Genomic DNA, 24,268 nt, shown 5'->3' with positions numbered 1-24,268 from the left:
AAGCCGCGCCCGGCGGCTGATCAGGCTGCGGCTTCGCGCGCCTTGACCATGTCGAGGGCGACATCGACGATCATGTCTTCCTGCCCGCCGACCATCTTGCGACGGCCGAGTTCCACGAGGATGGTACGGGTGTCGAGGCCGTAGGTTTCGGCGGCCTTTTCGGCATGACGCAGGAACGAGGAATAGACCCCGGCATAGCCAAGCGCGAGGGTTTCGCGGTCGACCCGGACCGGGCGGTCCTGCAAGGGGCGAACCAGATCCTCGGCTGCGTCCATCAGCGCGTTGACGTCGCAACCATGGTTCCAGCCCTTGCGGTCGGCGGCGGCGATGAACACCTCCAGCGGCGCATTGCCCGCGCCCGCGCCCATGCCGGTGAGCGATGCGTCGATGCGCACCGCGCCGCACTGGGCCGCGACGATCGAGTTGGCGACGCCAAGGCTGAGATTGTGGTGGGCGTGGATGCCGCGCTGGGTTTCGGGCTTGAGCACGCGATCATAGGCTTCCAGACGGGCCTTGACCCCGTCCATGTCGAGCGCGCCGCCGCTGTCGGTCACATAGACGCACTGCGCGCCATAGCTTTCCATGAGCAGCGCTTGGCTCGCGAGCTTCTCCGCATCGATCATGTGGCTCATCATCAGGAACCCCGAGACGTCCATGCCAAGATCGCGGGCAATGCCGATATGCTGCTTGGAGACATCCGCCTCGGTGCAATGGGTCGCGACGCGGACCGAGCGCACGCCGATATCATAGGCGCGGCGCAGTTCCTCGACCGTGCCGACGCCCGGCAGGATGAGCGTGGTGAGAACCGACCTGGTCAGCACCGAGGCAACCGCCTCGAGCCATTCCCAATCGGTATGCGCGCCAAAGCCATAGTTGAAGCTTGCGCCATTGAGGCCGTCGCCATGGGCGACCTCGATCGCGTCGACCCCTGCGTCATCCAATGCCTTGGCGATCGCCTTCACATGGTCGATGCCATACATGTGTCGGATGGCGTGCATGCCATCGCGCAGCGTCACGTCCTGGATGTAGAGCTTGTCGCCCGCTTCCACGTTGAACGGAGCTTTGATCTCGGCGCTCATGCTGCCACCTTCTTTCCTTGTGCGATACGCTGCGCGAGCAGCTCGCCGGTCGCCTTGGCAGCGGCGGTCATGATGTCGAGATTGCCCGAATAGCTCGGCAGATAATCGCCCGCCCCTTCGACCTCGAGCAGGATCATCGTCTTGATGCCGGTGAACTCGCCGCGGCCCGGGATGGTGAGCTTGTTATTGTCGCCAAAGCGCTCGAACTGCACCTCCTGCTTCAAGCGATAGCCCGGCACATAGGCCTGGACCTTCTTGACCATCGCTTCGACCGAGCCGCGGATGGTTTCTTCGTCCGCGCCTTCGGACAGGGTGAACACCGTGTCGCGCATGATCATCGGCGGTTCGGCGGGATTGAGGATGATGATCGCCTTGCCCTGCGCCGCGCCGCCGACCTTTTCGATCGCGCCTGCGGTGGTGCGGGTGAACTCGTCGATGTTGGCGCGGGTGCCGGGACCTGCCGAACGCGAGGAGACCGAGGCCACGATCTCGGCATAATGGACGGTCGCGACCTGGCTGACGGCGGCGACCATCGGGATCGTCGCCTGGCCGCCGCAGGTCACCATGTTGACATTGCCCGCATCGAGATTGGCCTCACCATTGACGGTGGGGATGGTGTAGGGGCCGATCGCGGCGGGGGTGAGGTCGACCACCTGCTTGCCGTCGGCGCGCAGCGCTGCGTCATGAACCTTGTGGGCGTAAGCCGAGGTCGCGTCGAACACGATGCCGATCTCGGGGTAGACGTCCATCTTCATGAGGCCTTCTAAACCCTCATGGGTGGTGGCGACGCCACGCTCGCGCGCCATGGCGAGGCCTTCGGAGGCCTCGTCGATGCCGACCACCGCCACCAGTTCCATATTCTGGGGATATTTGATCATCTTGATCATGAGGTCGGTGCCGATATTGCCCGACCCGATGATCGCCGCCTTGACCTTGCCCGTCATTACTTACTCCTCACAGGGCTCGCATGGCTTGCAGCGATGCCCTCTCACAAATCTAGATAAAGCGCGCGGTGCAGCTGCCGACCCCTGCAAGCTGCATCTCGAACACATCTCCTGGCCGTGCCGGTTCGAGCGGCACCAGGCTGCCTGACAATATCACATCGCCCGCCTCCAGGGTAACGCCATAGGCGCCCAGCGTGTTGGCAAGCCAGGCGACCGCCTGGGCGGGCGAGCCCTGCACCGCATGGCCATAGCCTTCGCTGAGCGGCTCGCCATTCTTGGTGACGGTGACATGAAGATTGGGGAGGTCGTGCGCCTTGGGATCAACCCGCGCGTCCCCCAGCACATAGACGCCGCAGGAGGCATTGTCGGCGACGGTGTCGACGATGCCGATCTTCCAGTCCTGGATGCGGCTGTCGACGATCTCGAAACAGGGGACGATGCTCTGCGTCGCGGCGATCACGTCTTCCGCCGTGACACCGGGACCCTTGAGGCTGTCATGCAAGATGAAGCCGATCTCGGCCTCGGCACGCGGGGCGATGAGGCCGTTTGCCGCGACATCGATGTCGCCCTCGATGAACATGCGGTCAGTGAGGAAACCGAAGTCGGGCTGGTGCACGCCCAGCATGTCCTGCACGGCCTTGGACGTAACGCCGATCTTCTTGCCGATGACCCGCTCGCCATCAGCCTTGCGGCGTTCGAGCGCGCCAAGCGAGATGGCATAGGCGTCATCGATGGTGAGTTCAGGATGGCGCGCCATCAGCGGCGGCACGGTGCGCTTGTCCCGCAGCGCCTGGTAGAGCTCGTCTGCAAGGCTATCATTAAGGCTCTGGGCGTTAAGGCCGCTCACAGATAGGCTCCGTCCTGGAAGATGAGGGGATCGACCGCATCGCTGAGGCGCACCGCCTTGACGCGCGCAATGACGATACTGTGGGTGCCAAAGGGGGTCATGCTCTCGATCGTGCAGGAGAGGTTGGCCTGCGCCTCCTCCAGGATAGGGAGGCCATGGGGATCGGCGGTCCAGCTGCCAACACCAAAGCGCGCCTCGCGCGCCACCGCGCCGCCGAACGCTGCCGACACCTCGCGCTGGTGACGCGAGAGGAGGTTGATGCTGACCGGGCAGCCGGGGGTGAGATGGGCGTGGATGCTGGCTGTCTGGTTGACGCAGACGAGCACTGCTGGCGGGTCCATGGTGAGCGAGGTGATCGAGGTCGCGGCCATGCCGACAGGCGCCTTGCCTGTCCCAAGCGCGGTGACGATCGCCACGCCCGAGGGCAGACGGCGCATCGCGCCCTTCAGCCCTGTGGTAACGTCCACGGGCTCTGGAACAGGCACGGATTGCGCAGGAGCAGCGTCAGCCATTCTTCAGGAAGTCCAGCGAGTAGCGGTTGAATTCTTGAGCCCGTTCCACCTGCACCCAATGGCCGGTCTGCGAGAAGGTGAGGCAGCGCACGTCGGGGCAGGCGTCGAGGAAGAGGCGGGCGTGGCTTTCGGGGCAGAATTCGTCATTAAGGCCCCACAGGACGAAGATGGGCTGGGTGACCTCGCCAAGGCGGGGACCAAGGTCGGGGGTCTTGACCCGCGCGAGCACATCCTTGGGCTGGGTGCGCGCGACGGCAAAGCGTTCCTCGACCAGCGCGTCGGTGACGTGGTGGAGCGAGGAGGGATGCATGAGGTTGCTGATCAGGCGGCGCTGTTCCTCGACATTGAAGTCGGGACCGCCAAAGCCCGAGCGCATCTTGGCGATGCCGGGCATGGTGAAATAGCTCGCCTGCTCGGCAACGCAGCCCGGCGCCATCAGGACAAGCTTGCCGATGGTGAATTCAGAGTGATCGAGCGCGATCTGGAGGGCGATGCCGCCGCCCAGCGAGTTGCCGATGAGGTGGCCGCCGGTGATCCCATGCTGCGTCAGAGCCTCGAGCAGGGTCTGGGTGAAGAATTCGAGCGGATAGTCGGTCTCGGGTTTGGAGGAAGCGCCATAGCCGATGAGGTCGGGCAGGATGACGCGGTAGCCAGCGTCGGCGAAATCTTGCGCATTGTTGCGGAAATTGGACGCGCCCGATGCGCCGGGGCCGCTGCCATGGATGAAGACGACCGTAGGGCCGTCTGCATTGCCGGCGCCGGGGATTTCCGCGACCGAAATCTCATATCCGCCCGCGACCTTATAGGTCTTGCGGCTCAGTTCGCGGTTCAGTTCACTGGCCATGAACAATCCTCTTTTTATATCAGATAAAGGTGAAGGCGGGCGGTTCGCCGTTGATCGTGCCGATGACGTCGCTGGTGCGGTTGGCCGGGTCATTGGCGACATGGGCGCGCGCGGCATGGAGGTCGAGCCAGGGCTGGAGGATCGGGCTCGACATGTAGACCGCCCGGCCGCCAAGCAGCTTGACCATGCCGTCGGCAAGCTCGGCCATGCGGCGCACGACGCTGGCGGACTGGTAGGCAAAGAGCGCGCGCTTCTCCATCGGGACAGGCTCATTGCGGCCAGCATAGTCCATCAGTTCGTTGAAGGTCGTGCGGTGGGTGAGCTCCATCTCATTGGTCTCGGCAATCGCGCGGGCGATGGCGGCGTGGAGATTGGGGTCGGCCTTGGACGCCTTGCCGGTGTTGGTCGAGACGCGGTTGCCCATGATCTCCATCGCGGCGCCAGTGGCGGCGCGGATGCCGCCGAAGGCGGCGCTGGAGACCGAGCGGATGAAGAGCTGCGCCCAGGGGATGCGGTAGAGGGGCGCGGTGTTGGTTTCCTGGCCCGGATTGGTGCCGGCAAAGCCGTCGCTCGCCTTGTGGGTGCGGTGTTCAGGGACAAAGACACGCTCGACCAGAATGTCGAAGCTGCCGGTGCCCTGGAGGCCGAACGTATCCCAGGTGCCTTCGATCACCTGATAGTCGGAGCGCGGCAGGAGGAAGGTGCGCATGTCGGGCGGGCCGCCATCGGTGTCGAAATTGATCGCGCCCAAGAGCACCCATCCGCAATGGGAGGAGCCCGACGAGAAGCCCCAGCGGCCCGAGAGGTAGAAGCCGCCTTCGGCCTTTTCCACCTTGCCGACCGGCTGATAGGTGGAGGAGACGAGCATGTCGGGATCCTCGCCCCACACTTCCTTCTGCGCCTCGTCATGGAAGAGGGCGAGTTCGTAAGGATGGCAGCCAAGGACGCCGTAGATCCAGCCTGTCGACATGCAGCCTTCGGCGAGCGCCTTCTGGATCTCGAAAAAGACATTGGGGTGCATCTCATAGCCGCCATAGCGCTTGGGCTGGAGCACGCGGAAAAAGCCGGCCGCCTTCATCTCGGCGACGGTTTCCACAGGGACATCATGGGCGATGGTGCAGGCCCGGGCGCGCTGGCGCAGCACCGGGATCATCGCCTTGGCTTTGGCGATCAGACTTTCGGGCGAAGCTATCCCGGCATTCGCCTCGTCAATGGGTCGGCTTGCTACTGCCCCGGTCATCATCTTCTCCATTGTAGGCGACTCTACTTCAGATTTGCTATATGCGTAGTTTATGTAAACTGCTATTACGCAAACTGTCAAGGCAAACAGGGCTTGCGCATTTGGGCCGTTGCTTATAGGCGGATTGGGAACGAATTGCCATAAGCTCGTTGAGCGCGCTAACTGCGCCTCCCCCTGCAAGTGCAAAACAGGCGGCAGCGCTTGCCATATGCGTATGGGGAAGGTCATTTTGCAACGCTCTGCGGCAGAGCATGGCTGGCAGACAGGAAAGAAGGCGAGGCGCTTGAAATGGCAGTGATATCGCTAGGCTATGTGGTGATCGAGGCGCGGGAGCTCGGGCCGTGGCAGGATTTTGCCTGCAATATCGCAGGACTGATGGCGGCCCCTTCGCCGGACGAGGACGTCGCGCTGTTCCGCATGGACGACCGGCCCTGGCGCCTGCGGGTGCAGAAAGGCGCGGCCGACCGCTTCGTGGCGCCGGGCTGGGAATGCGCGAATCGTGACGCCTTCGAATCGGTTCTGGCCCGCCTCGAGGCGGCAGGCCGTCCGGTGGAACGGGCGGGCGTCATGGAGGCGCGTGGCCGCCAGGTCTATGAACTCGCCCGTTCATCGGACCCCGCAGGCAACCCGATGGAGCTGTTCTACGGCCGCTTCGTCGACTATGCCCCCTTCGTCTCGCCCGCGGGCGTCAGCCGCTTCGTGACCGGTGATAATGGCGACATGGGCCTTGGCCATGTCGTGCTGACCGCGCCCAATTTCGACGAGACCCACGCCTTCTACAGGCAAGTCATGGGCTTTGGCGACACCGACCTTGGCCGCTTCTACCTGATGGGCGGCGGCGCGGACGATCCGGGCGTGGGCTTTGCCTTCCTCCACTGCAACCCGCGCCACCACAGCCTGGCGCTGGGCCAGCTGCCCGAAAGCCCCAATGGCGCGGTGCACATGATGCTGGAGGTCGGGTCCCTCGAGGATGTCGGCCGCGCCTATGACCGGGTGTTGAAGAGCAAGGGCAAGGTGCCGCTCTCGGCAACGCTGGGCCGTCATGTCAACGACAAGATGACCTCTTTCTACATGCAAACGCCCGGCGGTTTCGACATCGAATATGGCTGGAACGGCCTGGTAATAGACCCGGCAAGCTGGGTCCCCACCACCAGCCTTTCTGTAAGCGACTGGGGCCATAAATGGGCTCATGAGCAGGATTAACTGGTAGGACTGATTTGCAGGGCAAGCCCTGCAGGACGCAAAAGGATGACTGACACTATGCTCGACAAGCGCATGACGGTGGACGACATCGTCGACCAGATTTCCGACGGGATGACCATCGGCATCGGTGGATGGGCCACCCGCCGCAAGCCCATGGCGCTGATCCGCGCCATCGCCCGATCGAACCTCAAGGACCTCACCGTCGCGGCCTATGGTGGCCCGGATTTCGGCCTGCTCGCCGCCACGGGCAAGGTGAAGAAGTTCATCTTCGCTTTTGCGAGTCTCGACCATATCGCGAACGAACCGCACTTCAAAAATGCCCGCCAGGCAGGCCTGTCCGTGCTGGAACTGGACGAGGGCATGTTCCACTGGGGTCTGCGCGCCGCCGCGATGCGCATGCCCTTCCTGCCGACCCGGATCGGCGACGGCACCAGCCTGCTCGACCAGCCTGAATTGTCGAAGCGCGTGACGAGCCCATTCGAGGACGGCGAGACTTTCGTCGCGATGCCCGCGATCAAACTCGACGTGGCGCTGCTGCATGTCCATCGCGCCGATCAGCAGGGCAACACGCTCACCCTGTCGCCCGACCCATTCTTCGATGAACTGATCGGCCGCGCTGCGGACAAGGTCTATGTCACCACCGAAAAGCTGGTGGCGACCCCAGACCTCGACATGATCAACAATCTGCGCTTCAACATTCTGGAACGCGCACAGATCAGCGGCGTGGCAGAAGTGCCCTATGGCGCGCACCCCACCGGCGCCGCGCCTGACTATCAACTCGATCTGGGACATATCAAGACCTACGCGGCGAGCGCAGCCTCGCCCGAGGAATGGTCGGACTATCGCGCAAAGTTCGTGGACGTGAGCGAGGCGGACTATCTCGCCGCGGTTGGCGGACAGGACCATATCGCGACTCTGAAAACACCGAGCTATTGAGGTTGCCATGACGGATTATTCTCTCTCCGAGTTGCTCATCGCCGCCTGCGCCGAAAACTGGCGCGGCGTGGGCGAGGTCATGGCCTTCGGTGCAGGTCCGCTGCCGCGTCTCGGCGCGAACCTTGCCAAGAAGACGTTCAATCCCGCGCTGATGACCACCGACGGCGAATGCTTCTACACCACCGAACCCATCGGCCCGGGCCGCCGGTCGGACCCGGCCAATGTGGAAGGCTGGTCGCCCTATGACCGCACCTTCAACACCCTGTGGGGCGGCAAGCGCATCTCCATGGTCGGCCCGGTGCAGATGGACCGTTTTGGCCAAGCCAATATCTCGGTCATCGGCGACCATGCCAAGCCCAAGGTCGCGCTGGTCGGCGCGCGCGGTTTTCCGGGCAATTCGATCCACCACCGCAACGCCTTCTTCTTCCAGGCGCACAACAAGCGCGCCTTCATCGAAGGCGAGGTCGATTATGTCTGCATGGCGGGCTACAATCCCGCGCGTTGGATCAACGGGCGGGCGCCCTTCGGGCTGGACCTGGGCATCATCGTCACCAACCTGTGCGTGATGGATTTTGGCGGGCCGGATCACCAGATCCGTGTGATCTCGCTGCATCCCGGCGTGACGTTCGAGGAAGTGCAGGACAATACCGGCTTCCCGCTGGCAAAGGTTGAGGGCGACATTCCGGTGACGCCTGCGCCTACGCCTGAGCAGCTGGAGCTGATCGCGAAGATCGACCCGAACAACGTCCGTGCCACCGTGTTCAAGGACAACCCGGCCGGAGACAGAAGGGCAGCCTGAATATGAACGAGACCGACCGCCTGGTCGAACCGCAACAGGTCGACATCGTCTACGAAACGCAAGAGCCGGTCACCTATGAGGTGATCGACAATGTTGCGTGGATCATGATGAACCGTCCGGGCTTCAACAACGCTCAGAACGGCCAGATGACCTATGCGATCGACGACGCCTTCATCAAGGCGACGAACGATGACGATGTGCGCTGCATCGTGCTGGGCGGCAACGGCAAGCATTTTTCGGCCGGGCATGACATCGGCACGCCCGGCCGGGACGTGCACAAGCATTTCGAAAACAGGCTGATGGTGCCGGGCCATGTGAACAAGCCCGCCGCCGAATTGCTCTACACACGTGAAAAAGAGCAATATGTCGGCATGTGCCGACGCTGGCGCGACACGCCCAAGCCCACCATCGCCATGGTGCAGGGCGCGTGCGTCGCGGGCGGGTTGATGCTGGCATGGGTGTGCGACCTGATCGTCGCCACCGACGATGCTTTCTTTCAGGACCCGGTCAACCGCATGGGCATTCCGGGCGTCGAATATTTCGCCCACGCCTATGAACTGCCGCCGCGCATCGCCAAGGAATTCCTGCTGCTGGGCGAGCGGATGAGCGCGCAGAGGGCCGAACAGTTCGGCATGGTGAACAAGATCGTATCGCGCGAGGCGCTGCGTGAGACGGTGGCGGGCATGGCGGCCAAGCTGGTGGCGCAACCGCGCCTGGGCAACTGGCTGACCAAGCAGGCGATCAACCATGTCGAGGAACTGATGGGCAAGCGCAACGCGATGGACGCGCAATATCATATGCACCATTTCGCCCATGCGCAGAATGATCTGGTCCAGGGCAGTTCGATCGCGGGGCTGGACGCCAAGAAGATGGCGGAAGCGAATAAGAAACAGGCGAGCGAATGATGGGCGATCCGCTGCACACCATATTGACCGAACGGCTTGGCTGCCGCTGGCCGATCATCCAGACCGCGATGGGATGGGTCGCTGAGCCTTCGCTGGTGATCGGGTCGAGCAATGCAGGCGCGTTCGGTTTTCTGGGCGCAGCGGTGATGACGCCCGACGAAGCGCGCGAGAAGATTCTGGCTGTCCGCAATGGCACCGACAAGCCGTTCGGCGTCAATTTCCACAGCTTTCAGCCGGGCGCTGACCAGATTGTCGAGCTGATCCTGGCCAACAAGGATCAGGTGCGCGCGGTAAGCTTTGGCCGTGGCCCCAATGCCAAGATGATCGGCCGCTTCAAGGATGCGGGCATATTGTGCATCCCCACCGTCGGCGCGGTCAAACATGCGCAGAAGATGGTCGAACTGGGCGTGGACATGGTCAATGTCCAGGGCGGCGAAGGCGGCGGGCATACAGGTTCCGTCCCGACCACCGTGCTGCTCCCCCAGGTGCTGGACGCGGTGAACGTGCCGGTGATCGCGAGCGGCGGCTTTGCCGACGGGCGGGGCCTTGCCGCGGCTCTGGCCTATGGCGCGGTCGGCATTGCGATGGGCACGCGGTTCCTGCTGACCAAGGAAAGCCCGGTGCCCGACAGCGCCAAGGCGGAATATCTCAAAGCATCGACCGACCGGATCGTCGTCACCACCAAGCTCGACGGGATTCCCCAGCGGATGGTGCGCACCAAATTGATGGACCGGATCGAAAAGTCCGGGCCGCTGGGCATGTGGCTGCGCGCGATCGAGGCGGGCATGGCGATGAAGAAGCAGACCGGCGCGAGCTGGTTCGACATGATCAAGTCGGCGCGGGGCATGACCGCGCACGGCGCGATGCCATTGAAGCAGGCGATGATGGCCGCAACCATGCCGATGCTGATCCAGAAGGCGGTGGTCGATGGCGACATCGAACATGGCGTGATGGCGACCGGCGTCGTGGGCGGGCGGATTGGCGAGGTCCCGACCTGCGCGGCTCTGGTCGACCGCATCGTTGAAGAGGCGCATGAGCGCTTGGCCGCACTCGCCGCCATGGGCCGCGAAACCGCCAGCGCCGCCTGAGCAAAAGGGACTTAAAAGATGCCGATCACGCTGACCATCAAGGGTGCCATCGCCGAAATCCTGTTCGACCATCCGCCGGTCAACGCATTCGACACCAAGGGTTGGGAATCGATCCCGGCCATGGTGTACGAAGCGGCGGCGAATGAGGATGTGAAATGCATCCTGATCCGCGCGGAAGGCCGGGGCTTTTGCGGCGGCGTCGACATCAAGGAGATGGCCGCGCATCCCGAACGCATCGCCAAGCTGAACAAGGATAATTACCTCACCTTCAAGGCGATCCGCGAATGCGCGATTCCCGTGGTGGGCGCGCTCCATGGCTTCGTTATTGGCGGGGGCGTCAATATCGCGGGCGCTTGCGACGCGCTGATCGCGGCGGAAGGGGCCTATTTCTCGCTGCCTGAAATCGATCGCGGCGCGATGGGCGGCGCGGCCTTCATGAGCCGCATGCTCCCGGTCCAGATGGTGCGCGCCAATTTCTTCACCGGCGGCCGCATTCCGGTGGAAGACGCCTACCGTCACGGTTCGGTGCACAAGGTGGTGCCGCTGGAGCAGTTGAAAGACGAGGCCTACGCCTTTTGCGAGGTGATTGCGTCCAAGAGCCGCGCCGCGCTGGTCATCGCCAAGCAGGCGCTGAACCTGATCGAACCGACCGACCCGTCGGCCCATTACCGGATCGAGCAGGGCTTCACGCTCGAAATGTACATGCATGAAGACAGCCAGAAGGCGCGTGACGCCTTTGTGGACAATAAGGGCGCGGCGAAATTCTGATGGACTTGACTTATACCCCCGAACAGCAGGCGTTCCGCGCCGAAGTGCGCAGCTGGCTGGAAGCCCATGTGCCTAAGGACACGCTGGAGCATTTCGACGCGACGCGCGAAGGTTTCGAAGCGCACCGCCAGTGGGAAAAGACGCTGAAGTCCGGCGATTGGGGCATGGTGACATGGCCCAAACAATATGGCGGGCGCGGCCTTGACCTCATCCAGTGGCTGATTTTCGAGGAAGAATATTATCGCGCCGGTGCGCCGGGCCGCGTCAACCAGAATGGCATTTTCCTGTTGGGGCCCACGCTGATCGAATTCGGCACCCATGAGCAGAAGCAGCGTTTCCTGCCCAAGATGGCGAGCGGCGAGGAAATCTGGGCGCAGGCCTGGTCCGAACCGATGGCCGGGTCCGACCTGGCAGGCGTGCGGGCGACCGCCGTCCGTGATGGCGACGACTATATCCTCAATGGCCACAAGATCTGGTCGAGCCGCGCGGTGTTCGCCGACTGGGCGTTCGGCCTGTTCCGCGAGCCGGGCAGCGAGCGGCACAAGGGGATGAGCCTGGTCTTCTTCCCGCTCGACGCGCCGGGCGTCACGGTCAATGCGATCAAGAAGATCAACGGCCATGTCGGTTTTGCCGAGATTTTCCTGGAGAATGTCCGTGTGCCTGCCTTCAACCGGCTGGGTGACGAGGGTCAGGGCTGGCACATCTGCATGGCGACGGCGGGTTTCGAACGCGGGCTGATGCTGCGGTCGCCTGCCCGCTATCAGGTGGCGGCCAAGAAGCTGGCGCAGCTGTGGACCGAGCATAAAGAGACGGCGGACCCGGCGCTGGAGGCGGATGTGGTGCGCGCGCACATGAATGCCGACGCCTATGCGCTCAACATCTATCAGACCGCATCGCGGTTGATGGCGGGCGCGAAGATCGGGCCGGAGGCGTCGACCAACAAGATTTTCTGGTCGGAACTGGACATCCACCTGACGCAGACCGCGCTCAACATATTGGGACCGCAGGCGGAACTGACGCATGACGCGCCGGACGCGTGCGCCGTTGATTGGATCGACGACTATATCTTCGCGCTCGCAGGCCCCATCTATGCCGGGTCGAACGAGATTCAGCGCAACATCATCGCTGAGCGCATGCTCGGCCTGCCGCGCTAAGGGGAATAGAGAGATGGACTTCACCCTGAGCGACGAACAGCTGATGTTTGCAGAGACGGCGCGGACGCTGTTTGCGGACAGCTGCACGCCCGACCATTGGCGCAAGATGATGGAAGCCGGGGTCGCGCGCGACGATGCGCGTTGGGCATCGATCGTCGAAACCGGCCTGACCTTGGTGCTGCTGCCCGAAAGCGCGGGCGGCATCGGGCTGGCGGAAGCCGACTTTGCCCTGATCGCACGGGAAGCGGGCTATGTCGCGCTGCCCGAACCGCTGGTCGAAAGCGCAGGCGTTGCCGCGCCGATGCTGGCCGCGCTGGCGCCTGATCATGCATTGCTGAGCGACCCGGTGGCCACTATCGCGATCCAGCATCCGGCCAATCCCTATGTCGCCAATGCCGACAGTGCGGCGGCGATCATCCTGCATGGCGATGGCGAGGCGTATCTGGTGACGCCCGACCAGGTGACGCTGACGGCGCAGCCCAGCATCGATCCCTTCCGCCGCCTGTTCAGCGTCGAGTGGAACAAGGACAAGGCGACGGCGCTCGGTAAGGCTGACTGGGACCTGGCGCTCGATCGCGCGGCGCTGTTCAACGCGGCGTTCGGGCTGGGGCTGGCCCAGCGGTCGGTCGATCTGGCGGTCGAATATGCCAAGGAACGGCAGCAGTTCGGCAAGCCCATCGGCAGCTATCAGGCGGTCAAGCATCACCTTGCCTCCGCTCAGGTCGCGATCGAGTTCGCCAAGCCTGTGGTCGCCGCCGCCGCTGCGGAAATCGGCGCGCGCGACGTGCAGGCCCGCGCCCGCGTCAGCCATGCCAAGCTGGTGGCGCTGGAAGCCGCCGACAAGGCCGCCCGCGCATCGATCCAGGTGCATGGCGCGATGGGGTACAGCTGGGAAGTCGATGTCCACCTGTTCCTGAAGCGCGCCGTCGCGCTGACGCAGACATGGGGCACGCCCGCCTATCACCGTGCGCACATCGCCGCGCGCATCTTTAGCCAGCCCATGGGGCCGGACCAGACTTTTGCCCGGGAAAATGAACATGCCTGAAGCCTATATCGTCGACGCCGTTCGTTCGCCCATCGGCCGCAAGAAGGGCAGCCTGGCGCAGGTGCATCCTGCCGATCTGGGCGCGCACCCGATCCGCGAGCTGGTCAAGCGCACCGGCATCGATCCGTCGCGCGTGGACGATGTGGTGTGGGGCTGCACCGAAACCATCGGCGGACAGGCGGGCGACATCGGCCGTACCGCTTGGCTGGTCGCTGGCCTGCCTGAAGAAGTGCCCGGCGTCACCGTCGACCGCCAGTGCGGATCAAGCCAACAGGCCGTGCATTTCGCCGCGCAGGGCGTGATGAGCGGCACGCAGGACCTGGTCGTCGCGGGCGGCAGCCAGGCGATGAACCAGATTCCGATCATGGCCGCGATGATCGCAGGCGCGCAATATGGATTCGACAGCCCCTTCCACGGGTCGAAGGGCTGGGTCGAGCGCTATGGCATGGAAGAGGTCAACCAGATCAAGTCCGCCGAGATGATCGCCGACAAATGGGGCATCAGCCGTGAGGCGATGGAGCAGTTCGCGCTCGCGTCGCACCAGCGCGCGCAGGCCGCCTGGGACAATGGCTGGTTCGACAAGGAAGTGGTGGCGCTTGAGGGCCTGGCCAAGGACGAAACCATCCGCCCCACGACCTCGCTTGAGGGGCTGGCGTCGTTGAAGCCGGTGAATGAAGGCGGGATCATCACCGCAGGCGTCGCCAGCCAGAATTGCGACGCCGCCGCCGCGCTGCTGATCGCCAGCGAGCAGGCCGTGAAGGAGCATGGTTTGAAGCCCCGCGCGCGCATCCATCATCTGTCGGTGCGCGCCGCCAACCCGGTGTGGATGCTGACCGGCCCCATTCCGGCCACGCAATATGCGCTGAAGAAGGCGGGCATGTCGATCAGCGACATCGACCTGTTCGAATGCAACGAAGCCTTTGCCAGCGTCACCATGGCGTGGATGAAGGAACTGGATGTCCCGCATGAGAAGGTTAACGTGCAGGGCGGCGCGATCGCGCTGGGCCACCCGATCGGCGCGACCGGCGCGCGGTTGATGACGACGCTGCTCAATGCGCTGGAGCGCACGGGTGGGCGCTATGGCCTGCAGACCATGTGTGAAGGCGGCGGCCAGGCCAACGTCACCATCATCGAGCGGCTCTAAGGGACCCAGCCCCCATGCCCGCCTACGCCTATCAGGGGATCACACCCGTCGTCGACCCGACCAGCTACGTCCATCCGCTGGCGTCGCTGATCGGTGACGTGATCGTGGGGCCGGGCTGCTTCATCGCGCCGGGCGCCTCGCTGCGCGGGGATTTCGGGCGGATCGTGGTGGAAGGCGACAGCTCGATCCAGGACAATGTGTCGGTCCATGCCAACCAGCTGCGCGACACGATCATCAAGCGCGGCGCGACCATCGCCCATGGGAGCATCATCCATGGCTGCGAGATCGGCGAAAATGCCCTTGTCGGCATGAACGCGGTGATTTTGGACAATGCGGTGATCGGCGATGAAAATCTCGTCGCCGCCCTTGCCCTTGTGAAGTCCGACACGGTGACCCCGCCGCGCAGCCTGGTCGTCGGCAATCCGGCCAAGGTGGTCAAGACGTTCGAGCCGCATCAGGTCACCTGGCGCAACAATGGCGAGGGGGAGTATCAGAAACTCGCCCGCGCCGCGCTGACTGGGCTGGTCGAGGCCGAGCCGCTGCGCGCAGCAAGCCCGGAGCGGCAGGCGCAGCGCGTGGCGTCGGACGCTGTCGCCGTGCGCCTGACCGGCGAAACCGCGCAGCATCGCGAACGCCAGGCGGCGCAGCGAGAGGGTCAACCATGAGCAGCGCCACCGCCATCACCAACCTCCTCTACCGCTATGCGGAGCTGATGGACGCAGGCGACCTTGAAGCCGTCGCCGCCCTGTTCGAACGCGCCCGGATCAAGACTGGCGGCGGCGAGACGGTCGAGGGTTCCGCGCCGATGCTGGCGCTCTGGCGCGCCCATGTGCGCATCCATGACGATGGCACGCCGCGCACCAAGCATGTCATCACCAACCCCATTATCGAGGTGGACGAGGTGGCAGGCACCGCCACCTGCCGCTCTTACTATACCGTGTTTCAGGCGACCCCGGACCTGCCTTTGCAGGCGATCTGCGCGGGCCGCTATCATGACAGCTTCACCTACATGGATGGGGCATGGCATTTTTCCGGGCGGGATTATTCCCTGCTCGATCTGGTGGGGGACCTGAGCCAGCATCTGCTGATCCCCGTCGCAGCGCAATGAAGGAGTAAGGCAAGTGGGTATCTGCGAAGGACGTGTTGCGATCGTGACCGGGGCGGGCAATGGGCTGGGCAAGGCCTATGCGCTGGGCCTCGCCGCGGAAGGCTGCAAGGTCGTGGTCAATGACCTTGGCGTTGGCACTCATGGCGAAGAAGGCGCGACCAAGGGCGCGGCCGAGCAGGTCGTGGACGAGATCAAGGCGATGGGTGGGCAGGCCGTCGCCAACACCGACGATGTCGCCGAATGGGACTCGGGCAAGAGGATGGTCGAACAGGCGCTCGACAGCTTCGGCGCGCTTCATGCCGTGGTCAACAATGCAGGCTTCGTGCGCGACCGCATGTTCTTCACCTGCTCCCCCGAAGAATGGGACGCGGTGATCCGCGTCCATCTGCGCGGCCATTTCTGCACCTCGCGCCATGCCGCGGAATATTGGCGCGCGCAGAGCAAGGCGGGCAACCCGGTCGATGCGCGCATCATCAACACGACCTCGGGCGCAGGCCTGCAAGGATCGGTCGGCCAGTCGGCTTACTCGACGGCCAAGGCCGGGATCGCCGGGCTGACGCTGGTGCAGGCCGCCGAGCTGGGGCGCCTTGGCATCACAGCCAATGCGCTCGCCCCCAATGCCCGCACCCGCATGACCAATACCGGCGCGTTCGACATGGAGGCGAAAGAAGGCGAGTTCGACCTGTTCGCCCCGGAAAACATGGCGCCGCTGGTCGCCTATCTGGTCTCCGAACAGTCGAAGGGCGTCACCGGCCAGGTGTTTGAATTGAAGGGCGGCCAGGTCTTCCTGTCGCAGGGCTGGACCGACAGCCCCGCCTTCGACAAGGGCGCGCGGATTGAAGCCAGCGAGATGGACGCGATCGTGCGCAAACTCCTCCAAACCCGCGAACCGGCAAAGCCCGTCTACGGAGCCGCCTGATGGACTTCGCGCTCAGCGACGACCAGCGCGCGATCCAGGACGCCGCGCGCGACTTCCTGACCGATGCCGCCAACCCCGACGTCATCCGCGCCGCCGTCGAAGGGACGAGCGGCTTTGACGAGAGCCTGTGGGACAGCCTTGGCGAGATGGGCTTTACCGGGCTCATGATCCCGGAAGGCCTGGGTGGCCTGGGCCTGGGCGCTGTCGAAATGGCGCTGGTCCTCGAAGAAACCGGCCGCGTCCTTGCGCCCGTGCCCTTCTTCGAGACCGCCGTGCTCGCCGTGCAGGCGGTGCTCGCGGCAGGCAGCGAGGAACAGAAGGCGGCGCTGCTGCCCCGCCTCGCGTCGGGCACGCGCGCAACTTTCGCTGGCACAGCAAGCCGCCCCACTCTCGCCAATGGCCGCCTCACCGGCACGGCGCAGTTCGTGACCTTCGGCCATGTCGCGCAGCTGATCATCGTCGCCACCGCTGACGAGAGCCTCGTCGTCCTCGAAGCCGACACCCCCGGCCTTGTCATCGAGGCGCTGCCCGCGCTCGACCGCACCCGCCGCTTTGCTTGCCTCACCTTCGATTGCGCCGTCACCGACGCCATGGTGCTGGGCGCGCCCGGCAGCGCCAAGGCGGCGATCGAGCGTACCCTCACCATCGGCGCCGGGCTACTTACCGCCGAGCAAACCGGTGGCATGCAGTACAGCCTCGACGCCACGGTCGATTATGCCAAGCAGCGCGTCCAGTTCGGCCGCCTCATCGGCTCCTTCCAGGCCTATAAGCATATGCTCGCCGACATGATGCTGCTCGTCGAAGCCTCGCGCTCGGCCGCCTATTATGCCGCCGCCGCGATCGACGATAACGGCGAGGAACTGGCCGAAGCCGCCCACGCCGCGCGCGCCTATGTGTCGGACGCCTATTGCTCGGTCACGGGCGATGCCATCCAGCTCCATGGCGGCATCGGCTTCACCTGGGAACATCACGCCCACCTCTATTTCAAGCGCGCCCGCGCAACCGCCAGCTGGCTCGGCACGCCGGACCAGCATCGCGAAGCGCTCGCCAAGATCATCATGAAGGACGCCGCATGACCCCGACCTCGCCCGTTCCCCCCTATCCCACGCCCTTGGGGCTTCTCAAGGGCAAGACCGTGGTCGTGACCGCGGCCGCTGGCACCGGCATCGGCTTTGCCGCCGCCAAGCGCGCGGCGGAAGAAGGGGCCAGGCTCCTCATCAGCGATTTCCATGAACGCCGCCTCAATGAAGCAGCCGACCGCATCGCCGATGAAGCCAAGGTCGAGCGTCCCGCCACCTTCGTGTGCGACGTCACCAGCGAGGAAGCCGTGCAGGGCTTGCGCGACGCGTCGCTTGGCCATCTCGGCAAGGTCGATGTCCTCATCAACAATGCAGGGCTGGGCGGCGAGGCCGATATCGTCGACATGACCGACGAGCAGTGGGCGCGCGTGTTCGACGTCACCTTGACCTCGCTGTTCCGCATGACCCGCGCGTTCCTGCCCTCGATGTACGCCAACAAGTCGGGCGTCATGGTCAACAACGCCTCGGTGCTGGGCTGGCGCGCGCAAAAGGGCCAGGCCCATTATGCCGCCGCGAAAGCCGGGGTCATGGCCTTCACCCGCTGCGCCGCGATCGAGGCGGCCGAACATGGCGTGCGCATCAACGCGGTCTCGCCCAGCCTTGCCATGCACCCCTTCCTCGCCAAGGTGACGACGCAGGAGGCGCTCGACAAGCTCGTCGAGAAGGAAGCCTTCAAGCGTCCCGCCGAGGTCTGGGAAATCGCCAATGTCATGATGTTCCTCGCCTCCGACCTCTCCTCCTACATGACCGGCGAGATCGTCGCGGTCTCGAGCCAGCGGGCGTAAACATGGCGACCATCTTCGAAAACCCGCGCGATCTCCTCGGCAAGGAGGGCACGAAGCTCGACACGTCGGAGTGGCTGACGATCGAACAGTCGCGCATCGACGCCTTTGCCGACTGCACCGGCGACCATCAGTGGATCCATGTCGATCCGGTCCGCGCCAAGGACGGTCCCTTCGGCGCCACCATCGCCCATGGCTATCTGACGCTCAGCCTCGTCAACCTGTTCATGCCGCAGATCGTCGAGGTCCGGCGTTTTTCCGCTGGGGTCAATGTCGGCATGGACAAGACCCGCTTCCTCAATCCGGTGGTGGTCGGCTCGCGCATCCGCGGCACCGGCGAAATCGTCTCGGTCGAGGAAGTCAAGGGCGGCGCCATCCAGGCGGTGATCCGCGTCACCGTCGAGATCGAAGGTAAGGACAAGCCCGCCTGCGTGGTCGATACCATCAACCGCTATTTTCCCGAAAGCTGACATGAGCCGGGGCACCATCCTCGCCTGCGCCCTTAGCCTTCTCGCCACCCCTGCTGGAGCAAGACCCATGCCCGATCCCGTCAAGATGGAAGCCGCCGTCCACGCATATGTCGCCGCGTTCGAGGCCGGTAGCGCCGACCAGGTCGCCACCCTATATGCGCACGATGCGACCGTCGAAGACCCGATCGGCTCGCCCATCCACAAGGGCCGCGAGGCGGTTCGCGCCTTCTACGCTGAATCCATGAAGACCGGCGCGAAATTGAAGCTCGAAGGCCCCATCCGGGTCGCGGGCGACTATGCCGTCTTCCCCTTCTCGGTGAACCTCAACTTCGACGGCGGTCCCAAGCGCATCGACGTCATCGACACCTTCCGCTTCAACGAAGCCAATGAGGTCGTCGAAATGCGCGCCTTCTGGGGTCCCACCAACATGCACGGTTTTTGAGTAAAGGATTGTTCGATGCGTGAAGCAGCCATCATTTCCACCGCCCGCACGGGCGTCGGCAAAGCCTATCGCGGCGCGTTCAACGACACCGAAGCGCCGTTCATGTCCTCCCATGTGGTCGATGCCGCCATCGCCCGCGCCGGGATCGATCCCGCCCGCGTCGATGACGTCTATCTGGGCGTTGCCAACCAGTGGAACACGCAAAGCTATAATGTCGGGCGCCTGACCGTCCATGGCTCGGTGCTGCCCGACACCACCGCCGGTTTCTCGATGGACCGCAAATGCTCGTCCGGTTTGAACGCGCTGGCGTTCGCCGCGCGCGGCATCATCGCCAACGAGATCGACTGCGCCGTCTCGGGCGGCGTGGAAAATGTGTCGCTCACCATCGACAAACATTATCCCGCCTTCCGCAACCGCTCCGAGTTCATCAAGGCGCGCGATCCCAACGCCTATATGGTGATGATCGAGACCGCCGAGATCGTCGCCGAACGCTATGGCATCAGCCGCGAGGACCAGGACCGCTTTGCCGCCCAGTCGCAGCAGCGCGCCGCCGCCGCCCAGGAAGCGGGCAAGTTCGATGACGAAATCGTGCCGATCACGGTCACCAAGGCCCTCTTCGACAAGGAAGGCAATGAGACCGGCAAGGAAGAGCTGACCCTCACCAAGGACGAGGGCATCCGCGCTGGCACCACTTATGAAAAGCTCGCTGAATTGAAGCCCGTGTTCAAGAACGGCACGGTCATCAAGGAAGGCAAGCATGTGACGGCAGGCAACGCCAGCCAGCTCTCCGACGGCGCCTCGGCCCAGGTCGTCATGGACCTTGCCACCGCGCAGAAGGAAGGCCTCCCCATCCTAGGCATCTATCGCGGGTTCCAGGTCGCAGGCTGCGGCGCGGACGAAATGGGCATTGGTCCTGTGTTCGCCATCCCCAAGCTGCTCGAGCGCACCGGGCTCAAGATCGACGACATTGGCCTCTGGGAACTCAACGAAGCCTTCGCCAACCAGGCGATCTATTGCCAGCGCACGCTCGGCATCGATCCTGAGAAGCTCAACGTCAATGGCGGTGGCATCGCCATCGGCCACCCCTTCGCCATGACCGGCTCGCGTCTGGTCGGCCATGCCCTGATCGAGGGCAAGCGCCGCGGCGTCAAATATGTGGTCGTCTCCATGTGCGTCGCGGGCGGCATGGGCGCGGCCGGTCTGTTCGAGGTCGCCTGATCCATGCAACTTGCCTTCGCCCCTGAACTCAAAGCCTTCCGCGAGGAGGCCGCCAGCTGGCTCAATGAACAGCTTAGCGGTCCCTTCAAGGCCATTCGCGGCCAGACCAATCAGGTCGACAATGTCGAGGAACGCCGCGCCTGGGAAGCGGCGCTGGGCGAGGCGCGCTGGAGCGTCATTGGCTGGCCCGAGCAATGGGGCGGGCGGGGTGCCTCGATCGCGCAGCAGATCATCTTCGCCGAGGAATATGCCCGCGCCAAGGGTCCGCCCCGCGCCGGGCACCTTGGCGTCGAGCTGCTCGGGCCGACGCTGATCGCCATGGGGACCGAGGAGCAGAAGGCCCGGTTCCTGCCCGACATCGCCACCGGCAAGGCGATCTGGTGCCAGGGCTATTCCGAACCCGGCGCAGGCTCCGACCTTGCCAACGTCAAGACCAAGGCGCGCCTGGAGGGTGACCGCTACATCATCGACGGGCAGAAGATCTGGACCTCGATGGGCACGATCGCCGACTGGTGCTTCGTCGTTGCCCGCACAGAGCCCGGCAGCGTCGGCAACAAGGGCCTCTCCTTCCTCATGGTCCCCATGGATCAGCCCGGGGTCGACGCCCGCCCGATCCGCCAGATGACCGGCGAGGCCGAGTTCGCCGAGGTGTTCTTCGATGGCGCGCAGGCGCTCGCGATCGACCGCATCGGCCAGGAAGGCGAAGGCTGGAAGGTCGCCATGGCGCTGCTCGGCTTTGAACGCGGGGTCTCCACCCTCGCCCAGCAGATGCAGTTCAGGAACGAACTGGACGACATCATCGCCATCGCCAAGGCCAACGGCAAGGCACAAGACCCGCTCGTCCGCCAGAAAATCGCCACCGCCCATGCGGGCCTCAAGATCATGCGCTACAACGCCCTGCGCATGCTCTCCGGCGGCGAAGCCAACCCCGAACTCACAGGCGCCGCCTATACCTACAAACTCTACTGGTCCCGCTGGCACGTCGCATTGGGCGACCTCGCCATGGCGGTCATGGGCCAACAGGGCGAAATCGGCATAAACGACGAACGCATGGGCTCCCTCACAACCATGCACCTCATGTCCCGATCCGACACCATCTATGCCGGAACCGACCAGATCCAGCGCAACATCATCGCTGAACGCGGATTAGCTATGCCAAGAGAACCTAGAGGATGAGGATAAGCTCCGGCGGCACCATAAGCGCCGCCGGAGCCATCCGATCAGATGATCTTCGATTCTTGCAGTTCGGCGATGCGCGCTTCGTCATAGCCGAGTTCGCCCAACACCTCGGCACTATGTTCGCCAAGAAGCGGAGGCGCGCGGCGGATCGTTGCCGGAGACTCCGACATATTGGCCAGCGGACTTCCGATCAGGTCGACCGTACCAGCCTCCGCCCAGGGATGCTGCGTCGTCACCCGAAGGCCGCGATGCTGGACCTGCGGATCTTCCCAAACCTCAGGCAGCTCATTGTAGCGCGCGGCGGGAATGCTCACCTCATCGAACTTCGCCTGAAGCTCCTCGGAGGTGAAGGTCCGGCTCCAAACGTTGATGATGTCGATCAATTCCATGCGGTTCAACTTGCCGCGCTTGAAATTCTCATCGAAGCGGGGGTCCTGATATAGTTCAGGCTGGCCCATCAGCACCGTCAAGCGCCGCCAATGCTCGTCACCGCCAGCGGTGAGATACAGCATGCCGTCCTTGGTATGGATAAGATCGGCGGGACCACCGCCGTTGCCGCCATTGCCAAGGCGCGGCGGGACCACGCCACTCAGCAGATAATCTTGCATGATATGGCTGACCATCGCCACAGAACTATCCAGAAGGGCGATATCGATATGCTGTCCTTCACCAGTCTGGTTACGATGCTGGAGCGCCGCCAGTATGGAAATGGCGACATTATGGCCGGTGATGAAATCAACGAGGCTCGGTCCCGCCTTGAGCGGCCCAGCTCCCGGCTGCCCATCCGGAATGCCGGTGACGGCCATCATCCCGCCCGTCGCCTGAAACAAACCATCATAGCCCGGCCGCGCAGCCATCGGCCCCGTTTGGCCAAAGCCCGTAACCGAACAATAAATGAGGCCCGGATTGATCGCCTTCAGGCTCTCATAATCCAGGCCAAACCGCTTCAGATCGCCCACCTTGTAATTTTCGATCAGGACGTCCGCCGTCTCCACCAGCTTGCGCAGGATTTCCTGCCCCTCGGGCTTGCTATGGTTCAGCGTGATCGACCGCTTGTTGCGGTTAGCCGCCGTGAAAAAGCCCGCTTGGCGGACGTTCATCCCGTCCTTACCCTTCACCTCGGCAAGGCCATATACCCGGCCATCATCTCCCACGCCCGGACGTTCCACCTTGATCACGTCGGCGCCCAGGTCGCCCAATATCTGCGCGCCCACGGGGCCTGCGAGCACGCGGGTCATGTCGATGACGCGGATGCCTTCGAGGGCTGCCTTCTTATTGCTCATAGTCGCCTGCCCCTCCAAATTGATATGCGTAGCGTTGGGCGGCCCTTTATCCACTTTTCCGTCAAAGCGCCAGACAACAGGCCGCGAAACTTGCAGCCGAACAACGAAAAATCTGCAGTTTCAAAACAGCGGAAATGGCTGGATCGCCCCCTATCACGCAAAGGGCGCCAGCCCCGTGAGAATCAGCCGAACCAGATCCGCCTGCCCCTTCGCCCCCGTCTTTTCATATATCCGCTTGGAATAATTACGCGCCGTCTCCGTGGTCAGATTAAGCTGCTCACCCGCACCAACGATGCTTTCGCCCAGACTCAGCGCGTGAGCGAGTGCCGCCTCGCTGCCCGACAACCCGTGCAACGCCGCCAAAGTCCCCACCGCCGCCTGCGCAGGCTCGCGGCGGGCGGTGCGCACTATGCCGATCACCGCAGGCAAGGCGCACGGTTCGCTTAAGGCCAGGTCCGACTTGCGAAGCAGCAGGTCGATATCCCTGCTATCGTCGATCCGGATCACCCGCGTCGCGCCGGGCGGCGCCGACGCCATTTCAGCGCAGGCCCGGTTGAGCGCATGGGCAGCTTCGGGCAGCAATTGCAACCGCCGCTCCGGACTTGGTCCCGGCTTCATCGTGAAGGCCAGCAGCGCCTCGGCCGCAGGATCAGCGGCCATCACCCGACCGCCCCAATCGAACGCCAGTTGCGCAACGCCCAACCGCGACAGCGCGCCCTGCGCCATGGCAACCTGCAATCGCGCCTCGATCAATGCCACCAGCGTCCGTAGGGCCGCAGCGAAATGCGGGACAATGCTCGACAGCACAGCAACGGCAGAGGCGGAAAAATCCTCCCGCTCCCTCACCAGCAGAAAATGCGCGTCAGCCACCCCGCCCGCCGCCACACGCATCCACCGGCCATAGCGGATGTTCATTTCATTCAGCGCCTCGCGCTGCCGCGCCAGTTCATCCGCGTCATCATAATTCAGCATCTCGTCCAACGCATAGACGCGCCCCGGACGCAGCGATCCATAAGGGTGCAGGCGCAACGCATCCAGCCGCCGAAAGTCCAAAGGCGGCTCCTGCGACGCGCGCGGCGCAGCGATGTGGATGACGGTCGGCTCCTGCTCAGGCATGGCATTGGCCAGTGAGATGATCAGGAAAGCCCGCCGCGCATAGGTCCGCCCCACCAGATTGCGGATAAAGGCGCCAAAAGGCGGACTTTCATGAATGCCGTCCACCAGAGGCAGGAACAGCTCATTCTGATCAGCCCAGAGAGAACCCATGCAACCCTCTCCCA

General features: G+C 64.0%; 26 protein-coding genes. 18 read left to right on the top strand and 8 right to left on the bottom strand.

Annotated elements, in window-relative coordinates:
* Positions 1-20: 20 nt before the first annotated feature.
* The 6 genes from dmpG to ACZ5YV_RS13685 form a co-directional block, all read right to left on the bottom strand.
* Positions 21-1,079 carry a 4-hydroxy-2-oxovalerate aldolase gene (gene dmpG, locus ACZ5YV_RS13710; protein ID WP_464789325.1) on the bottom strand — a complete coding sequence of 353 codons (1,059 nt, stop codon included), beginning with the start codon at positions 1,077-1,079 and terminating at the stop codon, positions 21-23.
* A complete protein-coding gene (locus ACZ5YV_RS13705; RefSeq protein WP_464789326.1) occupies positions 1,076-2,023 on the bottom strand; it encodes an acetaldehyde dehydrogenase (acetylating) in 948 nt (315 codons plus the stop codon). The genes dmpG and ACZ5YV_RS13705 overlap by 4 nt, the downstream gene beginning before the upstream one ends.
* A 52-nt stretch (positions 2,024-2,075) precedes the next feature.
* The gene (locus ACZ5YV_RS13700; protein WP_464789913.1) at positions 2,076-2,780 is read right to left on the bottom strand and encodes a fumarylacetoacetate hydrolase family protein; all 705 of its coding nucleotides are present in this window, start codon (positions 2,778-2,780) and stop codon (positions 2,076-2,078) included.
* A gap of 86 nt (positions 2,781-2,866) precedes the next feature.
* Entirely contained in the window at positions 2,867-3,382 is a 516-nt protein-coding gene (locus tag ACZ5YV_RS13695) for a flavin reductase family protein (RefSeq protein ID WP_464789327.1), read from the bottom strand.
* Positions 3,375-4,226: an alpha/beta fold hydrolase gene (locus ACZ5YV_RS13690; RefSeq protein ID WP_464789328.1), complete on the bottom strand. Its 852-nt coding sequence runs from the start codon at positions 4,224-4,226 to the stop codon at positions 3,375-3,377. The genes ACZ5YV_RS13695 and ACZ5YV_RS13690 overlap by 8 nt, the downstream gene beginning before the upstream one ends.
* Positions 4,227-4,245: 19 nt before the next feature.
* Complete coding sequence (locus ACZ5YV_RS13685; RefSeq protein WP_464789329.1) at positions 4,246-5,469, bottom strand: acyl-CoA dehydrogenase family protein; 1,224 nt, start codon at positions 5,467-5,469, stop codon at positions 4,246-4,248.
* A gap of 285 nt (positions 5,470-5,754) precedes the next feature.
* On the opposite strand from ACZ5YV_RS13685, the gene ACZ5YV_RS13680 reads away from it, so the two are divergent.
* The 18 genes from ACZ5YV_RS13680 to ACZ5YV_RS13595 are packed head-to-tail and all read left to right on the top strand — an operon-like array spanning position 5,755 to position 21,702.
* On the top strand, positions 5,755-6,669 hold the full coding sequence (locus ACZ5YV_RS13680) for a VOC family protein (RefSeq protein ID WP_464789635.1): 915 nt from the start codon (positions 5,755-5,757) through the stop codon (positions 6,667-6,669).
* Between the two features lie 45 nt (positions 6,670-6,714).
* A complete protein-coding gene (locus ACZ5YV_RS13675; protein ID WP_464789634.1) occupies positions 6,715-7,605 on the top strand; it encodes a CoA transferase subunit A in 891 nt (296 codons plus the stop codon).
* 7 nt (positions 7,606-7,612) lie between these two features.
* Positions 7,613-8,404, top strand: a complete 792-nt coding sequence (locus ACZ5YV_RS13670; protein WP_464789633.1) for a CoA-transferase subunit beta — start codon at positions 7,613-7,615, stop codon at positions 8,402-8,404.
* A gap of 2 nt (positions 8,405-8,406) precedes the next feature.
* Positions 8,407-9,309 carry an enoyl-CoA hydratase gene (locus ACZ5YV_RS13665; protein WP_404956634.1) on the top strand — a complete coding sequence of 301 codons (903 nt, stop codon included), beginning with the start codon at positions 8,407-8,409 and terminating at the stop codon, positions 9,307-9,309.
* Positions 9,309-10,397, top strand: a complete 1,089-nt coding sequence (locus ACZ5YV_RS13660; RefSeq protein ID WP_464789912.1) for an NAD(P)H-dependent flavin oxidoreductase — start codon at positions 9,309-9,311, stop codon at positions 10,395-10,397. The genes ACZ5YV_RS13665 and ACZ5YV_RS13660 overlap by 1 nt, the downstream gene beginning before the upstream one ends.
* 18 nt (positions 10,398-10,415) lie before the next feature.
* The gene (locus tag ACZ5YV_RS13655; RefSeq protein ID WP_404956637.1) at positions 10,416-11,165 is read left to right on the top strand and encodes an enoyl-CoA hydratase family protein; all 750 of its coding nucleotides are present in this window, start codon (positions 10,416-10,418) and stop codon (positions 11,163-11,165) included.
* Complete coding sequence (locus ACZ5YV_RS13650) at positions 11,165-12,319, top strand: acyl-CoA dehydrogenase (protein ID WP_464789333.1); 1,155 nt, start codon at positions 11,165-11,167, stop codon at positions 12,317-12,319. The genes ACZ5YV_RS13655 and ACZ5YV_RS13650 overlap by 1 nt, the downstream gene beginning before the upstream one ends.
* Before the next feature lie 13 nt (positions 12,320-12,332).
* Entirely contained in the window at positions 12,333-13,364 is a 1,032-nt protein-coding gene (locus ACZ5YV_RS13645; protein WP_464789334.1) for an acyl-CoA dehydrogenase family protein, read from the top strand.
* The gene (locus ACZ5YV_RS13640; RefSeq protein WP_464789335.1) at positions 13,357-14,508 is read left to right on the top strand and encodes an acetyl-CoA C-acetyltransferase; all 1,152 of its coding nucleotides are present in this window, start codon (positions 13,357-13,359) and stop codon (positions 14,506-14,508) included. The genes ACZ5YV_RS13645 and ACZ5YV_RS13640 overlap by 8 nt, the downstream gene beginning before the upstream one ends.
* Positions 14,509-14,522: 14 nt before the next feature.
* Positions 14,523-15,173 (top strand): gamma carbonic anhydrase family protein, encoded by a 651-nt coding sequence (locus ACZ5YV_RS13635; protein WP_464789336.1) that lies wholly within the window; start codon positions 14,523-14,525, stop codon positions 15,171-15,173.
* Entirely contained in the window at positions 15,170-15,616 is a 447-nt protein-coding gene (locus ACZ5YV_RS13630; protein ID WP_464789337.1) for a nuclear transport factor 2 family protein, read from the top strand. The genes ACZ5YV_RS13635 and ACZ5YV_RS13630 overlap by 4 nt, the downstream gene beginning before the upstream one ends.
* A gap of 13 nt (positions 15,617-15,629) precedes the next feature.
* On the top strand, positions 15,630-16,535 hold the full coding sequence (locus ACZ5YV_RS13625) for an SDR family oxidoreductase (RefSeq protein WP_464789338.1): 906 nt from the start codon (positions 15,630-15,632) through the stop codon (positions 16,533-16,535).
* Complete coding sequence (locus tag ACZ5YV_RS13620) at positions 16,535-17,611, top strand: acyl-CoA dehydrogenase family protein (RefSeq protein WP_464789339.1); 1,077 nt, start codon at positions 16,535-16,537, stop codon at positions 17,609-17,611. Before ACZ5YV_RS13625 ends, ACZ5YV_RS13620 begins: the two co-directional genes overlap by 1 nt.
* Positions 17,608-18,399, top strand: coding sequence for an SDR family oxidoreductase (locus tag ACZ5YV_RS13615; RefSeq protein WP_464789340.1), 792 nt, complete (start codon positions 17,608-17,610; stop codon positions 18,397-18,399). Before ACZ5YV_RS13620 ends, ACZ5YV_RS13615 begins: the two co-directional genes overlap by 4 nt.
* Before the next feature lie 2 nt (positions 18,400-18,401).
* Positions 18,402-18,866 (top strand): MaoC family dehydratase, encoded by a 465-nt coding sequence (locus ACZ5YV_RS13610; RefSeq protein WP_464789341.1) that lies wholly within the window; start codon positions 18,402-18,404, stop codon positions 18,864-18,866.
* A 1-nt stretch (position 18,867) separates the two neighbouring features.
* Entirely contained in the window at positions 18,868-19,308 is a 441-nt protein-coding gene (locus ACZ5YV_RS13605; RefSeq protein WP_464789342.1) for a nuclear transport factor 2 family protein, read from the top strand.
* Between the two features lie 15 nt (positions 19,309-19,323).
* Positions 19,324-20,526, top strand: coding sequence for an acetyl-CoA C-acyltransferase (locus ACZ5YV_RS13600; protein WP_464789343.1), 1,203 nt, complete (start codon positions 19,324-19,326; stop codon positions 20,524-20,526).
* A 3-nt stretch (positions 20,527-20,529) separates the two neighbouring features.
* Positions 20,530-21,702 (top strand): acyl-CoA dehydrogenase family protein, encoded by a 1,173-nt coding sequence (locus ACZ5YV_RS13595; RefSeq protein ID WP_464789632.1) that lies wholly within the window; start codon positions 20,530-20,532, stop codon positions 21,700-21,702.
* 44 nt (positions 21,703-21,746) lie between these two features.
* Here the strand turns inward: ACZ5YV_RS13595 and ACZ5YV_RS13590 are convergent, their stop codons facing one another.
* Both ACZ5YV_RS13590 and ACZ5YV_RS13585 read right to left on the bottom strand, forming a co-directional pair.
* On the bottom strand, positions 21,747-22,988 hold the full coding sequence (locus ACZ5YV_RS13590; protein ID WP_464789631.1) for a CaiB/BaiF CoA transferase family protein: 1,242 nt from the start codon (positions 22,986-22,988) through the stop codon (positions 21,747-21,749).
* Between the two features lie 153 nt (positions 22,989-23,141).
* Complete coding sequence (locus ACZ5YV_RS13585; RefSeq protein WP_464789630.1) at positions 23,142-24,254, bottom strand: helix-turn-helix transcriptional regulator; 1,113 nt, start codon at positions 24,252-24,254, stop codon at positions 23,142-23,144.
* Positions 24,255-24,268 lie beyond the last annotated feature (14 nt).

The sequence above is a fragment of the Sphingobium sp. TomTYG46 genome (genome assembly GCF_055396345.1).
The sequence above is the reverse complement of the archived record's forward strand: the minus strand, read 5'-3'. Positions and strand labels throughout refer to the sequence as shown.